Below are 14,787 nucleotides of genomic sequence, written 5' to 3'. Positions count from 1 at the left end.
GACGCGCCCTTTCGCCGGGGGATTTGTGTGTCGAAAACTGTCGACGCGGTCAGCGCGGGGTCCGGCTGCCCTCCAGAGTCTGCTTGTCCCCGGCGGCCGCAGGCGTGAGCTCGCCCGGGATGGTTTCCGGCATGGGACCGAAGGCTTCCTTGGCGTTGGCCACCACGGCACGGCCCATCATGAGGTTGCCGGCGCCGCCTACCACCGCGCCGATGCCGAACGGCAGGGCCCGGCCGAACAGTGCGGTGCCCTGGCGCTTGAGCATGTTCTTCAGGAATGCTTTCTGGATCCTGCTCCGGATGGAGCTGAAGCCCGGCATCGGCAGGGACTTGGACAGCATGCTGCCCCAGGCCTTGGTGGGGCTGGCGCCGTTGCCGGCCGCCTGGCCGCTCAGCGTGCCCAGGAGGGTGGTGCCTTCCTCGCCGAGCATCAGGGCCATCACCATGGTGCTGGCCTTCTCCGGGTTGGTCAGGCGGATGCCGTGCAGTTCCGCCATGGCACTGGCGTACAGGGCTGTGGCTTCCAGGAAGCCAACGGTGGCGGCCGCGGACAGTCCCAGCGACGCCACGGTTCCCACACCGGGCACGACGGCGGTGGCCCCCACCGCTGCCCCGCCGCCGGTGACGGCGCGCAGGTAGTCGCGCTCCAGCATGTCAGCCAGCTGCGCCGCGGTGGCGCGGGGATTCTTCTTCTGCAGCCGGCGGATGTAGGCGAGCACCAGCGGGCGCTGGATCTCCACCGCTTTCAGGAGTGCATTGTGCACGCCGGGCTTGGGCTTGCCCTCGGCGTCGAACACCGCGTTGTGGGCCGTTTCCTGTGCGATTCGTACTGCGGGATTGCTGCGCTTGGCCATGGTCACCTTCATTCAAATCGACCTGCAGCGGTTGGCTGCCGTGCTTTTCCCATCCTAAGTGGATCAACACTAAGCATGCTTAACTTTCACGCCTGGCGCAGGACAGTCCGGGCCTGCCCAGGATGAGGAACCAGGCAGGGGGTGACCGGCAGCGCGGCAAGCGTATGGGGCTGGGTGGTCAGCGCCCACAGGACGAAGCCGAATTGGAAAGCTTATCCAGGGTTCGGTGCAGCGCGGATTTGCCATCCGTCTCCACCATGCTGTAGCTTGTGAGCCGAATCACCCATATTTGAATAAGCCTTTCGAGCTGTGACGGGAGAGTCCTCCCGGATCACCACCGGGCAGGCGCCGTAGGAGCAAATCCTCCCCAGGAATCTCTCAGGCCCCTGTACCGTCACGGCGAGGCAACTCTGGAAAGTAACCGGGCCGGCGCCTGGTTCACCGACGGTGCAAGCGGCCCCTGCCATTAGCAGCTACGCGGAATCTCTCAGGTCCAATACAGAGCGGGGAGGAACCCATCCCACGCCGGCCACTTCCGGCCGGCCAAGACCCGGAGTTCCTCATGACGATTCAATCCCACCCGTCAGCTTTTGTTGACCGCCATATCGGCGCAAGGCGGCAGGCCGACGTCGACACCATGCTCAAGGCCGTCGGCTACGACAGCGTGGACAGCCTCGTGGACATGGCGGTGCCCGCCTCCATCCGCCAGGAAACCGCGTTGAAGCTCACAGACGCTCTCAGCGAGGTTGAAGTCCTGGCAGAGCTGCGCCGCATCGCGGGCAAGAACAAAACCGCCGTCCAGATGATCGGCCAAGGCTACTACGACACCGTGACCCCGCCGGTGATCCGCCGCAACATCCTTGAAGCGCCGGCCTGGTATACCGCCTACACGCCCTACCAGCCCGAGATTTCCCAAGGCCGGCTGGAGGCGCTGCTGAACTTCCAGACCATGGTGCAGGACCTCACCGCCCTCCCCATCGCCAACGCGTCACTGCTGGACGAGGCCACCGCCGTGGCCGAAGCGGTGCTGCTGATGCGCCGCGCCAACAAGAACGCCGCCGCCAAGGACGGCAAGACGGTCCTTGACGCCGACTGCCTCCCGCAGATGATTGCCATCGTAAAGGGCCGCGCCGAGGCACTCGGCTTCGAGGTGGAGGTCGCCGACCTTTCCGCCGGGCTGCCCGACGGCGCCATCAACGGCATCGTGCTCCAGCAGCCCGGTGTATCCGGGCATGTGTGGGACCAGTCCGCCGTGATTGCAGCCGCCAAGGAGCGCGGCGCCCTGGTCACGGTTGCCGCGGACCTGCTGGCGCTGACGCTGATCACGCCGCCGGGCGAGCAAGGTGCGGACATCGCCGTCGGCTCCACCCAGCGCTTCGGTGTCCCGCTGTTCTTCGGCGGACCGCACGCGGCCTACATCGCGGTCCAAAAGGGCATGGAACGCACCCTCCCTGGCCGGATCGTGGGCGTCTCCAAGGACAACGCCGGCGCCCCCGCCTACCGCCTGGCGCTGCAGACGCGCGAGCAGCACATCCGCCGCGAGAAGGCCACATCCAACATCTGCACCGCGCAGGCGCTTCTGGCCATCGTGTCCTCCTTCTACGCCGTCTACCACGGCCCGGACGGACTGAAAGCGATCGCCGAGGGCGTCCACCACAAGGCCCGGGCCCTGGCCACCGCCCTCACGGCCGTCGGCCGGGAACTTGTCACGGATTCCTTCTTCGACACCCTCACCGTGCGTGTCCCGGGCAAGGCTGCCAAAGTGATCACCGCTGCCGAAGCACGCGGCATCAACCTTCGCTTCATCGACGCGGACACCGTGGGCGTCTCCATCGATGAAACGACGACGGCGGCAACACTTTCCGCCGTGGCCGTCGCCTTCGGCGCCGGTCCCGTAGGGGACGCAAAGGGCTTCGAACTGCCCGGATCCATGCTCCGCACCTCCTCCTACCTGCAGCATCCGGTGTTCAATACGTACCGGTCCGAGACGCAGCTGCTGCGCTACATCCGGAAGCTGTCTGACCGGGACCTGGCGCTGGACCGGACCATGATTCCGCTGGGTTCGTGCACCATGAAGCTGAACGCCACTGCGGAGATGGAAGCTATTTCCTGGCCGGAGTTCGCCTCCATCCACCCGTTCGCCCCTGACTCCCAGACCGAAGGCTGGCAGGAACTCATCGCCGGGCTGGAAGCTGACCTGGCCGCGATCACCGGGTACGACCAGGTCTCCATCCAGCCCAACGCCGGCTCCCAGGGCGAGCTCGCCGGCCTGCTCGCGATCCGCGGCTACCACCACTCCCGCGGCGACCAGCAGCGCAACGTCTGCCTGATCCCGGCCTCGGCCCATGGCACCAACGCCGCCTCCGCCGTGCTGGCGGGCATGAAGGTGGTTGTGGTGGCCACCGCATTGGACGGGACCATCGACCATAAGGACCTGTACGCCAAGATCGAGGCGAACAAGGACGTCCTGTCCTGCATCATGATCACCTACCCGTCCACGCACGGCGTCTACGACGCAGACGTCCGCGAAGTCTGCGACGCTGTCCACGCCGCGGGCGGGCAGGTGTATGTGGACGGCGCCAACCTGAACGCCCTCGTTGGTTTGGCGCAACCGGGCCAGTTCGGCGGCGACGTTTCCCACCTGAACCTGCACAAGACCTTCTGCATCCCGCACGGCGGCGGCGGACCCGGCGTCGGACCCGTTGCTGCGAAGGCACACCTGGCACCATTCATGCCCGGGGACGCCACCAAGGCCGCGCACGAGGAAGGCCACGGCGTCGCTATCTCCGCATCCAGGTTTGGCTCCGCCGGCGTGTTGCCGATTTCCTGGGCGTACGTGAAGCTGATGGGCGGCGAAGGCCTGACCGAGGCAACCAAGTCCGCACTGCTCGCAGCGAACTACGTCGCGTCCCGCCTCAACGAGTACTTCCCCGTGCTTTACACGGGCGAGAGCGGCCTGGTGGCGCACGAGTGCATCCTGGACCTGCGCGAACTCACCGCCAGGACCGGGGTCACCGCCGAGGACGTGGCCAAGCGCCTGATCGACTTCGGCTTCCACGCCCCCACCCTCGCGTTCCCCGTGGCGGGCACGCTGATGGTGGAGCCCACCGAGTCCGAGGACCTGGGTGAGATCGACCGCTTCATTGAGGCCATGATCACCATCCGCAAGGAAATCGACCAGGTAGCCGCCGGGGACTTCACCCTCGAGGCATCCCCGCTGCGCAACGCACCCCACACGGCAGCCGCCGTCGTCAGCTCCGATTGGGACCGCGCCTACCCGCGCGAACAGGCCGCCTTCCCCGTCCCCGCGCTGCGGCAGGACAAGTACTTCCCGCCCGTGGGACGCATCGACGGTGCCGCGGGCGACCGCAACCTCATCTGCTCCTGCCCGCCGCTTGAAGACTTCGAAAACTAAGGACTTCCCATGACTGAGAACTACACCGCCCTCTACGAGCAGCACAAGAAGGCCGGCGCTTCGTTCACTGATTTCGGTGGCTGGCAGATGCCGCTCAAATACAGCTCCGAACTCGTCGAGCACCACGCCGTCCGCAACGCGGCCGGCCTGTTCGATCTCTCCCACATGGGTGAGGTTTGGGTGACCGGCCCGGACGCCGCCGCTTTCCTGGACTACGCCCTGGCCGGGAGGCTGTCCGCTGTCGCCCTGGGAAAGGCGAAGTACTCGCTGATTTGCAACGCCGATGGCGGCATCATCGATGACCTCATCACCTACCGGCGGGCAGATGACAAGTTCCTCGTCGTGCCGAACGCGGGCAACGCCAAGGTTGTGGCCGAGGCCTTGCAGGAACGCTCTGCGAACTTCGATGTCACCGTCGAGGATGCCTCCGCCGGTACCTCCCTCATCGCCGTCCAGGGCCCGGCGGCCGAAGCCATCCTGCTGCAGCTCGTCCCGGCCGGTCAGCACGCCTTGGTGACGGAGCTGAAGTACTACGCAGCGGTCGAAGTGGAGATTGGCGGTCAGGAGTTGCTGCTTGCCCGGACCGGATACACCGGCGAGGACGGCTTCGAGATCTACGTGCCAAACGTGGACGCGCCGGCCCTGTGGAACGCGCTGCTGGAAGCCGGCGAGGGCGCCGGCCTGGTTCCCGCCGGCCTCGCCGCCCGCGACTCGCTCCGCCTGGAAGCCGGCATGCCGCTCTATGGCAACGAACTGTCCCGGCACGTGAACCCCTACACCGCGGGCCTGGGGCCCGTGGTCTCGCTGGCGAAGGAAGGCGACTTCGTGGGCAGGGACGCGCTGGCGGCCCTCAAGGCGGCCGGAGTGGGTTCCACCATCGGACAGAAGCTGGTAGGCCTCAAAGGCACCGGCCGCCGTGCAGCCCGCGCCCACTACCCCGTCCTCAAGGATGGCGGCCTGGTGGGCGAGGTGACCTCGGGCCAGCCCTCCCCCACCCTCGGCTACCCGGTCGCCATGGCGTACGTCGACGTCGAGTTCGCCTCCCCGGGCACAACCGTGGACGTAGACCTCCGCGGTAAGCCAGAGCGCTTCGAAGTCGTCGAGCTCCCCTTCTACAAGCGCCAAAAGTAGCCCCCTCGGCGCCGGGGCTGACATCCTCTGCGTGCTGCTCCTTCGTCGCTCTGACGCACGCTGCCGGATGCCAGCCCCGCCGCCTTCACCACTTCCAAAGTCGTTAACCAGAAAAGGAACTAGCCAATGAGCAAAGTTGTAGCTGAACTGAAGTACTCCGCCGAGCATGAGTGGGTTGCTGCTGATGGAGCCGGGCCGGTGGGGGTCGGGATTTCCGCCGTGGCCGCCGATGCCCTCGGCGACATCGTGTACGTGGACCTGCCCGAGGTCGGCTCCACGGTAACGGCCGGCGAGACCTGCGGCGAGGTTGAGTCCACCAAGTCCGTGTCCGACCTTTACGCCCCGGTCACCGGTGAGGTAACCGAAATTAACGACGACGTTGTCTCCGACCCCGCCCTCATCAACAGTGACCCCTACGGCGCGGGCTGGCTGTTCAAGGTGGCCGTCACGGCAGAAGGCCCGTTGCTTTCCGCTGAAGAATACGCCGCAGCGAACGGCGGCGAACTGTGAGCGCCGCAGCAACCGGCACCGCTTTCCAGCAGGTGGAGTCGCCGAGCCTGAACTCCGACCTCGCCGTCCTGGACCCGGAAGTTGCGGCAAAGATCGACGACGAACTGGGCCGCCAGCGCGACGGCCTGGAGATGATCGCCTCCGAAAACCACACCGCCGCAGCCGTCATGCAGGCCCAGGGATCGGTCCTGACCAACAAGTATGCCGAGGGCTACCCCGGCAAGCGCTACTACGGCGGCTGCGAACACGTGGACGTCATCGAACAGCTGGCCATCGACCGGGTCAAGGCCCTGTTCGACGCCGGATACGCCAACGTCCAGCCGCACTCCGGCGCGCAGGCGAACGCCTCGGTGATGCACGCCCTGATCAAGCCCGGCGACACCATCATGGGACTGAACCTGGCCCATGGCGGACACCTGACCCACGGCATGAAGATCAACTTCTCCGGCAAGCTCTACAACGTCATCCCCTACCAGGTCCGTCAAGACACCCACACCATCGACATGGTCGAGGTGGAGCAGCTGGCCCAGGAGCACAAGCCCCAGCTGATCGTCGCCGGCTGGTCCGCCTATGCACGGCAGTTGGACTTCGCCGAGTTCCGCCGGATCGCGGATTCCGTGGGAGCCTATCTGATGGTGGACATGGCGCACTTCGCCGGGCTGGTGGCCGCGGGACTGCACCCTTCCCCCGTGCCGCACGCCCATGTCACCACCTCCACCACGCACAAGACCCTCGCGGGTCCGCGCGGCGGGATCATCCTGACCAACGACGCGGACGTCGCCAAGAAGATCAACTCCGCCGTTTTCCCCGGGCAGCAGGGCGGGCCGCTGGAGCACGTTATCGCGGGCAAGGCTGTGGCCTTCAAGATCGCCGCGTCCGCCGAGTTCCGGGAGCGGCAGGAACGCGTCCTCGCGGGCGCCCGGATCCTCGCCGAGCGTCTGGTCCAGCCCGACGTCGCCGCCAAGGGCATCAGCGTGGTCTCCGGCGGCACCGACGTGCACCTGGTCCTCGTCGACCTGCGCAACTGCGAGCTGGACGGACAGCAGGCCGAAGACCGGCTCGCCGCAATCGACATCACCGTCAACCGCAACGCCGTCCCCTTCGACCCGCGCCCGCCCATGGTTACCTCCGGCCTCCGCATCGGCACCCCCGCCCTCGCCACCCGGGGCTTCGGCGAGGCCGCCTTCCGCGAGGTCGCGGACATCATCGCCGAAGCACTAACGGCCGACGCCGGCACGGACCTTTCGGAGCTGCGTCACCGCGTCGAGGGCCTGGCAAAGGCCCACCCCCTTTACCCGGCCATCGCAAACCTGTCCTGATCGCATGTTGGCCTTGGCCCGGTGGGCGTGGGGCCCGTCACCTTGGTGATTGCTTCCCCTTGAGTTTTTGTCCAGATATGCAGGCTTGAAGGCTGTTTATCCCTGCATATCTGGACAAAAACTCTGAACCTGTAGTTAGGAATTCCCGTTATGGCTGTTGGTGTTTTTGATTTGTTTTCGATCGGGATTGGTCCGTCGTCGTCGCATACTGTGGGGCCGATGCGGGCTGCTGCTGTTTTTGCGGAGGAGCTTAGGGGGCTTGGGGTACTGCCGGGTGTGGCGGGGTTGCGGGTGGATCTTTATGGGTCGTTGGCTGCGACGGGGCATGGGCACGGGACGATGACGGCGGTTTTGTTGGGGTTGGAGGGGTTCCATCCGGAGCTGATCCTGCCCGGCGAGGTCGAGGAACGCCTCGCCGCGATCGCGGAGACCGGGGTGTTGAACCTGGCCGGGGCTGGTGGTGAGGGAGTGCCGCTGCCGTACGGGGTGGGCGACATGGTGTTGCGGCCATTGACGGTGTTGCCGCGGCACACCAACGGGATGACGTTCACGGTCACGGACGCTGAGGGCACGGTGTTGCATGCGGCGACGTTCTTCTCGGTCGGTGGCGGGTTCATCGTCCGTGAAGGCGAGGAAGAGACCGCGCGGCAGGAACTGGAGGAGTCGAAGAAGGAGTTGCCGCTGCCGTTCCGCACCGCCGCGGAACTGCTGGCCCACTGCCGGGACACCGGGCTGGGCATCTCCGACGTGATGCTCCTGAACGAGGAAGCCTCCCGGTCCGGGGAGCAGATCCGGGAGGGGTTGTTGCATATCTGGTCGGTGATGGAAGCGTGCGTGCAGACCAGTTTGCGCCGTGAGGGGGTGCTGCCGGGCGGGTTGAAGGTCCGGCGCCGGGCCCCGGACTGGTTTGACCGGCTCCGGAAGGAGACCGGCCAGCACCCCGGTGATGACACGGACCGGGACCTGGCTGCGGTGGGGTTTGATCCCAGGTACTGGCAGGAGTGGGTGAACCTGGTCGCTTTGGCGGTCAATGAGGAGAACGCCTCCGGCGGCCGGGTGGTTACCGCCCCGACCAACGGCGCGGCCGGGATCATCCCGGCGGTGCTGTTCTACGCCCTGCACTTCGCCCCCGGCATGGACCGGGCCACCGGGGCCGACCGGGACGGGGTTGTGGTGAAGTTTCTGCTCGCCGCCGGCGCCGTCGGGGTCCTGTACAAGGAGCAGGCCTCGATCTCCGGGGCCGAGGTCGGCTGCCAGGGCGAGGTCGGGTCGGCGTCGTCGATGGCCGCCGCCGGGCTGGCCGAGGTGATGGGCGGGACCCCGGCGCAGGTGGAAAACGCCGCCGAGATCGCGATGGAACACAACCTGGGCCTGACCTGTGACCCGATCGGCGGGCTGGTCCAGGTCCCGTGCATCGAGCGGAACGCGATCGCCGCGGCCAAAGCGATCAACGCCGCGAAAATGGCGCTCTGGGGCGACGGCACCCACCGCGTCTCCCTTGACGAAGTCATCATCACCATGCGCGAAACCGGCAAAGACATGAGCTCCAAATACAAAGAAACCGCCATGGGCGGCCTCGCCGTCAACGTCGTCGAATGCTGACCCCAGGCCCAACAAACCCAACCAACGCCAGGCCGGCGCACGAACAAAAGGAAACAACAATGACACTGGCTCCTGAAGGCCGGAAGTTGCTGCGGATCGAGCAGCGCAACGCCGCTGTCCCGGTGGAGCGCAAGCCGGAGTGGATCAAGGCCAAGGTCCAGATGGGCCCGGAGTTCGTCGGGCTGAAGAACCTGGTCAAAAAAGAAGGCCTGCACACCGTCTGCGAAGAAGCCGGCTGCCCCAACATCTTCGAATGCTGGGAAGACAAGGAAGCCACCTTCCTGATCGGCGGCTCCGAATGCACCCGCCGCTGCGACTTCTGCCAGATCGACACCGGCAAACCCTCACCCCTGGACCGGTTCGAACCCACCAAGGTGGCCCGCTCCGTGCAGTCCATGCAGCTGCGGTACGCCACCGTCACCGGCGTCGCCCGCGACGACCTCGAAGACGAAGGCACCTGGCTCTACGCCGAAACCGTCCGCAAGATCCACGAACTGAACCCCGGCACCGGCGTCGAACTGCTCATCCCCGACTTCTCCGGCAACCCCGACCACATCAGGGCGATCTGCGACTCCAAACCCGAAGTCTTCGCCCACAACGTCGAAACCGTCCCCCGCATCTTCAAACGGATCCGGCCCGCGTTCCGCTACGAACGCTCCCTGGACGTCATCACCCAGGGCCGCAACCACGGCATGGTCACCAAATCCAACCTCATCCTGGGCATGGGCGAAACCCGAGCAGAAATCTCAGAAGCCCTCCAAGACCTCCACCAGGCCGGGTGCGACCTGATCACCATCACCCAGTACCTGCGCCCCTCCGAACGGCACCTGCCCGTGGACCGCTGGGTTAAACCCCAGGAATTCCTGGACCTGCAGCACGAAGCCGAAGAAATCGGCTTCCTCGGCGTCATGTCCGGGCCCCTGGTCCGCTCCTCCTACCGCGCGGGCCGGCTCTGGGCCACCGCCATGCGCAAAAAAGGCCGCGACATCCCCGCCGAACTCGCCCACATCGCCGACGGCATCCAGGACTCCGGCACCACCCGCCAGGAAGCCAGCACCCTGCTCGCCGGCTGACCGCCGGGTGACGCCGCTGCCTGGTGCGATTGGGGGCGCAGGCAGGGGGCGGGCGGGCAAAGCGGGCTTAAACTGAAGCTTATGCCCGCCCCTAAAGCCTTGCGCCCCTTTGCCCACCGGGAGTACAGGGTACTCATCGCGGCGCTGGCCATCTCGATCTTCGGATCGGGAATGTGGGCCGTGGCCATGGTCTACCAGGTGATCAGGCTGGGCGGCGGGCCACTGGAACTCTCGCTCGTGGCAACCGCGGGCAGCATCGGCCTGGTCGCCTTCGTCCTTGCCGGCGGCATCGCCGCGGACAGGATTCCGCAGCGTCAACTGATTATCGCCGTCGAAGGCGCCAACCTCGCCGTCATCGCCACCATCAGCGGGCTGGCGATGGCAGGCTGGCTGCAGCTGTGGCATGTGGCGGCCGGCGCGTTCGTGCTCGGCGTGGGCGCGGCCTTCTTTTTCCCCGCCTACTCAGCCATCCTGCCCCGGATCCTCCCTCCCGAGGACCTGCTCGCGGCCAACGGCATGGAAGGCACCATGCGTCCCGTGCTGCAGCAGGCCGCCGGTCCTGCCGTGGCGGGCGTACTCGTGGCGGCCCTCTCGCCGTCGCACGCTGTTACGGGTGTGGCAATGTGCCACCTGCTGGCGTTCATCGTCCTGAACTTCCTGGGCCGCCACGCACTGGATGCACCGGCCAACGGGGCCGGGCACGAGGGGCCTAAGGAAACGGGACCCCGGAAATCCTCCTTCCTGCAGGATCTCCGTGAAGGCATCAGCTACACCATCCGCACGCCCTGGCTGCTGTGGACCTTGATCTGGGCCTGCATTTCCGTGCTGTTCCTGATCGGTCCCATCGAGGTCCTGCTGCCGTTCGTGGTGCGGGACCAATTGGGCGGCGACTCCAGCATGTTCGGCTTCCTCCTGGCCATCATGGGAGTGGGCGCCGCACTGGGCTCCCTGGTCACCGCATCCCTGCGGCTGCCGCGCCGCTACCTCACGGTAATGATGGTGTCCTGGGGTGCGGGCAGCATGCCGCTCGCCGCCGTCGGCCTCATGGACAACTTCTGGGTGATCGCAGGCGCCACGTTCCTGTGGGGCGTGACCGGCAGCGTGGGCATGGTCATCTGGGGGACGCTGCTGCAGCGCCGCGTGCCCCCGCACCTGCTGGGCCGGATTTCCAGCCTGGATTTCTTCGTCTCGCTGGCGTTGATGCCGGTGTCCATGGCACTGGCGGGCCCCGCAGCGGAGGTGCTGCCCATCTGGCTCATCTTCCTGGTGGCCGGCGGCGTCTGCCCTGTCATGGCGGTCATCGCCATGGCCGCGGCACGGATGCCCGACGACGAACTGGCCCACCCGCTGGACACAGCGCCCGAGGTGGAACGCACGACGGCGGCAGGAGACTAAGGCGCGCAGGGCAGCGCCGCCTCCTCCCGCCGTCGGGCATCAACTGTTGCCGCGCACCACGGGGATGCTGGCCGTCGGAAGCCCGCTGGGGAAGACCGTGGGCTCCGGCTCGGGGACCGGTTGCAGCGCCACCTGGACGGGATTGGCGCCCACAGTGTAAGCAACGCCGCGCACGTCCACGTCCAGCGGCGCGCCGTCCTGGACCGTGAGCGTGATGGACCCGGCCGCGAGCTGCACCAGCAGCAGCCGGCCGCGGATTTTCAGGTGGAACGTCAGCCCGTCCCACTCGTCGGGCAGCCGCGGGTCGAAGAACGGCAGCGGACCCTGGTCGCGCAGGCCGGCAAAGCCGCATACCAGCGAGCTCCACACCCCGCCGGTGGAGGCGATGTGCACACCGTCGATGGTGTTGCCGTGGGCATCGTCCAAATCGATGAAGACAGCGTTGGTAAAGTGCTCCAGGGCCTCTTTCGAGTACCCCACCTCGGCCGCCATGATGCCCTGCACACAGGCGGACAGGGTGGAGTCGCCGGTGGTGATGGGATCGTAGAAGTCGAAGGCGCGCTGCTTTTCCTGGGCAGTGAAGTCCTGCCACTGCAGGAACATTGCCAGGACCGTGTCCGCCTGCTTCAGCACCTGGTGCCGGTAGATCACCAGCGGGTGGAAGTGCAGCAGCAGCGGGTACTTGGACCGGGGCGTGGTCCAGTCCCAGGGCTCCAGCGTCATGAAGTCGTTGTCCTGCGAGTGCACCTGCATCCGGTTGTCGAAGGGCAGCTGCATCCGGCTGGCGGCCGCCTCCCATAGCTGGCGTTCCTCCTGGCTGATCCCGGCATGTTCCAGCGCGACAGCGGCGCGGAGGTTAAACCGGGCCATGACGTTGGTGTACAGGTTGTCATTGACCACGGCGGTGTACTCGTCCGGGCCCGTGACGCCGTGGATGTGGAACAGCCCGTCCTTGCCGAAGAAACCGAGCGAAATCCACATCCGGGCCGTCTCGATCAGCAGCTCCGCGCCCATGCCGTCCCGGAACGCGGTGTCACCGGTGGCCCACAGGTAGCGGTTGGTGGCGAACGCGATGGCGGCGGCGATGTGGAACTGGGCGGTGCCGGCGGCGTAATAGGCGCTGGCCTCCAGGCCGTTGATGGTCCGCCACGGGAAGAGGGCGCCGTCCACGCTGAGCTCCTTGGCGCGGATCTTGGCCTCCGGGAGCATGCCGTGCCGGAACTCCAGGACCTGCCGGGCACCTTCAGGGTTGGTGTACGTCAGGTACGGCAGGAGGTACACCTCCTGGTCCCAGAAATAGTGTCCCTCGTAGCCCGAGCCTGTTACGCCCTTTGCCGGGATCCCCGCCACGTCTGCGCGGGCCGTGGCCTGGGCAAGCTGGAAGAGGTTCCACCGGATCGCCTGCTGCAGTTCCGGGTTGCCGCCCTCGAGGACGATGTCCGAGGTGGCCCAGTAGGCGCGGTAGTGGGCTTCGCTTTCGGCAAAGATGTCCTTGACCGGCCGCAGTCCCGCTGCCGCCACTTCCGCAGCATCGGTCTCCGGGTCCTGGACGGCCGCGCCGGCGGCATAGCTGACGCTTTTTTCGAGTGTGAACGGTTCGTCGGCGCTCACGGCCAGGACATAACGGACAGTGCTTTCGTCCTGGTCCACCTGGGTGTCAAACGGCTGGTAGCCGGCCGAAATCCAGTGGTCCACGGCAACACCCACGCGCTGCTTCGACTCCGCCGCCTCCCAGGCGAGGCGGAGCGAACCGTCGCCGCCGTCCAGCCGCAGCGGAAGCAACACCCGGCCGGCATGCCGGCCAGCCCGCCGCGGATCGTGCGCCGAGTGGTCCTCCACCGGCTGGTCCTGGCGGTTGATGACGGAGGAGGTCACGTCCAGCGATACGTCGCGGTCCGTGGACACCTGCAGGGAGATCCCCAGGCTTCCGCGTGAAGCAAAGCCCACCGCGCGGCGCTCGATGGTGGTGACAACGGCCCCGGACCGGCACTGCCAGGTGATGCTGCACTCGTAGGCACCGGTGGCGAAGTCCACCGACCGCCGGTAGTCCAGCACCTCCGACTCGGCCAGGGTCAGGGACTCGCCGTCGACAATCACGGTGAAGTTGTTGGCGTCCGGGACGTAAAGGATGCGCTGGCCGGTCCGGGCGAAGCCGAAGGCATTTTCGGCGTGCTTGATGTCCCAGATTTCGTGCAGTCCGTTGATGAAGCTGCCGGGCAGCTCGGAGTCCGCCGCAGACCAGTGCGCGCCGCGCATGCCGAGGTGCCCGTTACCCAGGGAGAACAATGTTTCCAGGGTCCCGGCATTTCCCGGCTCGTGGCGTGCTTCCACGAGTTGCCAGGGGGTGTTCGGGAACCGCTCACGGTCCGCGGTGATGAGTGCCATGGTTGGGGTCCTTTTGGCGTCTGCTGGGTGCCGGCTTCACCGGCATCAGGTATTCGAAGGAGGTGTGCCGCCTGGATGGCTGCTGCGGGATCCGGCAGCCGTTGCCGCCCGGGGAAAGGCGGCCCCGGGCTAGGGGAGCAGTTCCTGCAGGTCGTTGACCACCAGAGTGGCACCGGCGTCAAGGAGCGTCTGCCGGCCGGCACCGCGGTCAACGCCGATGACGGAGTGGAACGATCCCGCCTGGCCTGCCTTCACACCGGACACTGCGTCCTCCACCACCACGCACTCCTCGCTGGGCAGCCCGAGCAGTTGTGCCGCGTACTGGTAGGTTGCGGGGCTGGGCTTTCCCGGGAGCCCTTCCTCCGCAGCCACCGCCCCGTCCACCACAACGGGAAAGTGATGGTCGAGTCCGGCTGCGGCCAGGACTGCGGGGGCGTTGCGTGAGGAAGAAACCACGGCGACCTTCAGTCCGCGCTCCAGCGCGGCCTGAAGGAAGCGCACCGAGCCGTCAAAGGGTTCGACGCCGCTGCTCACGATGTCATTGAAGATGCGGTTCTTCTTGTTGCCAAGGCCTTGGACAGTCAAGTTTCCGGGGTCATCATCCAGCGGGCCTTCGGGCAGCACTATGCCGCGGGAGGCGAGGAAGTCCCGGACGCCGTCGAAACGCGGCTTTCCGTCAATATGGTCGAAGTAGTCACTCTCGCTGTAGGCCGCAGCCTGCGGCTCTGAGGCGAGGTAGCCCTCGAACAGTTCCTGCCACGCCTGCTCGTGCACGGCCGCCGTGGGGGTCAGCACGCCGTCCAGGTCGAACAGGATTGCAGCGGCACTGGTCCAGGCCGCGGTTTCTGTAGCGGAAGAGGCAGTCATCAGCAGTACATGTCCTTTCAGACGGCGGGCAGCGGCGAAGACGGCGCAAGGGAGATTGTGGCTTCGGTGCCCGGGGTGGACGGCATCGCCGCGGGCGTGGCGCCGGCGGATGTCGCTGCGGCGCGCGGGGGCGTTGCTGGTCCAGATACGCTTTCCATCATGTTCCTGATGCCGTTCGAGAACAACCTGGCGGATGTGGATGCCAGGGCCGGAGGGTGCTGCGGAGTGCCCGCAGCA

The 14,787-nt window shown here is 66.7% G+C and carries 11 protein-coding genes and 1 riboswitch; of the genes, 7 read left to right on the top strand and 4 right to left on the bottom strand.

Translation table 11 applies throughout. From position 1 onward, the window contains the following. Positions 1-49: 49 nt before the first annotated feature. The gene (locus ACLH0K_RS02700) at positions 50-853 is read right to left on the bottom strand and encodes a hypothetical protein (protein WP_411375337.1); all 804 of its coding nucleotides are present in this window, start codon (positions 851-853) and stop codon (positions 50-52) included. Between the two features lie 303 nt (positions 854-1,156). Continuing rightward, a riboswitch (glycine riboswitch) is annotated at positions 1,157-1,257 on the top strand. Between the two features lie 158 nt (positions 1,258-1,415). Here ACLH0K_RS02700 and gcvP point away from each other — a divergent pair. The 7 genes from gcvP to ACLH0K_RS02665 all read left to right on the top strand — a co-directional run bounded on the left by gcvP (position 1,416) and on the right by ACLH0K_RS02665 (position 11,298). Next, positions 1,416-4,268 (top strand): aminomethyl-transferring glycine dehydrogenase, encoded by a 2,853-nt coding sequence (gene gcvP, locus ACLH0K_RS02695; protein ID WP_411375336.1) that lies wholly within the window; start codon positions 1,416-1,418, stop codon positions 4,266-4,268. Positions 4,269-4,277: 9 nt separating this feature from the next. Then, positions 4,278-5,399, top strand: coding sequence for a glycine cleavage system aminomethyltransferase GcvT (gcvT, locus tag ACLH0K_RS02690; protein ID WP_411375335.1), 1,122 nt, complete (start codon positions 4,278-4,280; stop codon positions 5,397-5,399). Positions 5,400-5,525: 126 nt separating this feature from the next. Then, complete coding sequence (gcvH, locus tag ACLH0K_RS02685) at positions 5,526-5,909, top strand: glycine cleavage system protein GcvH (protein ID WP_411375334.1); 384 nt, start codon at positions 5,526-5,528, stop codon at positions 5,907-5,909. Continuing rightward, positions 5,906-7,228 carry a serine hydroxymethyltransferase gene (glyA, locus tag ACLH0K_RS02680; RefSeq protein WP_411375333.1) on the top strand — a complete coding sequence of 441 codons (1,323 nt, stop codon included), beginning with the start codon at positions 5,906-5,908 and terminating at the stop codon, positions 7,226-7,228. Before gcvH ends, glyA begins: the two co-directional genes overlap by 4 nt. A 150-nt stretch (positions 7,229-7,378) precedes the next feature. After that, entirely contained in the window at positions 7,379-8,830 is a 1,452-nt protein-coding gene (locus tag ACLH0K_RS02675; protein WP_411375332.1) for an L-serine ammonia-lyase, read from the top strand. Between the two features lie 59 nt (positions 8,831-8,889). Beyond that, on the top strand, positions 8,890-9,903 hold the full coding sequence (lipA, locus tag ACLH0K_RS02670; protein WP_411375331.1) for a lipoyl synthase: 1,014 nt from the start codon (positions 8,890-8,892) through the stop codon (positions 9,901-9,903). Between the two features lie 81 nt (positions 9,904-9,984). Beyond that, complete coding sequence (locus tag ACLH0K_RS02665) at positions 9,985-11,298, top strand: MFS transporter (protein ID WP_411375330.1); 1,314 nt, start codon at positions 9,985-9,987, stop codon at positions 11,296-11,298. A gap of 39 nt (positions 11,299-11,337) precedes the next feature. On the opposite strand, the gene ACLH0K_RS02660 is transcribed toward ACLH0K_RS02665, so the two are convergent. The 3 genes from ACLH0K_RS02660 to ACLH0K_RS02650 form a co-directional block, all read right to left on the bottom strand. After that, positions 11,338-13,683 carry a glycoside hydrolase family 65 protein gene (locus tag ACLH0K_RS02660; RefSeq protein ID WP_411375328.1) on the bottom strand — a complete coding sequence of 782 codons (2,346 nt, stop codon included), beginning with the start codon at positions 13,681-13,683 and terminating at the stop codon, positions 11,338-11,340. Between the two features lie 129 nt (positions 13,684-13,812). Then, positions 13,813-14,550, bottom strand: coding sequence for an HAD family hydrolase (locus tag ACLH0K_RS02655; protein WP_411375327.1), 738 nt, complete (start codon positions 14,548-14,550; stop codon positions 13,813-13,815). A gap of 17 nt (positions 14,551-14,567) precedes the next feature. Further along, positions 14,568-14,708: a hypothetical protein gene (locus ACLH0K_RS02650; RefSeq protein WP_411375326.1), complete on the bottom strand. Its 141-nt coding sequence runs from the start codon at positions 14,706-14,708 to the stop codon at positions 14,568-14,570. Between the last annotated feature and the right edge of the window lie 79 nt (positions 14,709-14,787).

Origin of the sequence: Arthrobacter sp. MPF02 (assembly GCF_046605375.1) — a bacterium.
In the GTDB taxonomy this organism is placed as follows: Bacteria; Actinomycetota; Actinomycetes; order Actinomycetales; family Micrococcaceae; genus Arthrobacter.
The sequence above is the reverse complement of the archived record's forward strand: the minus strand, read 5'-3'. Positions and strand labels throughout refer to the sequence as shown.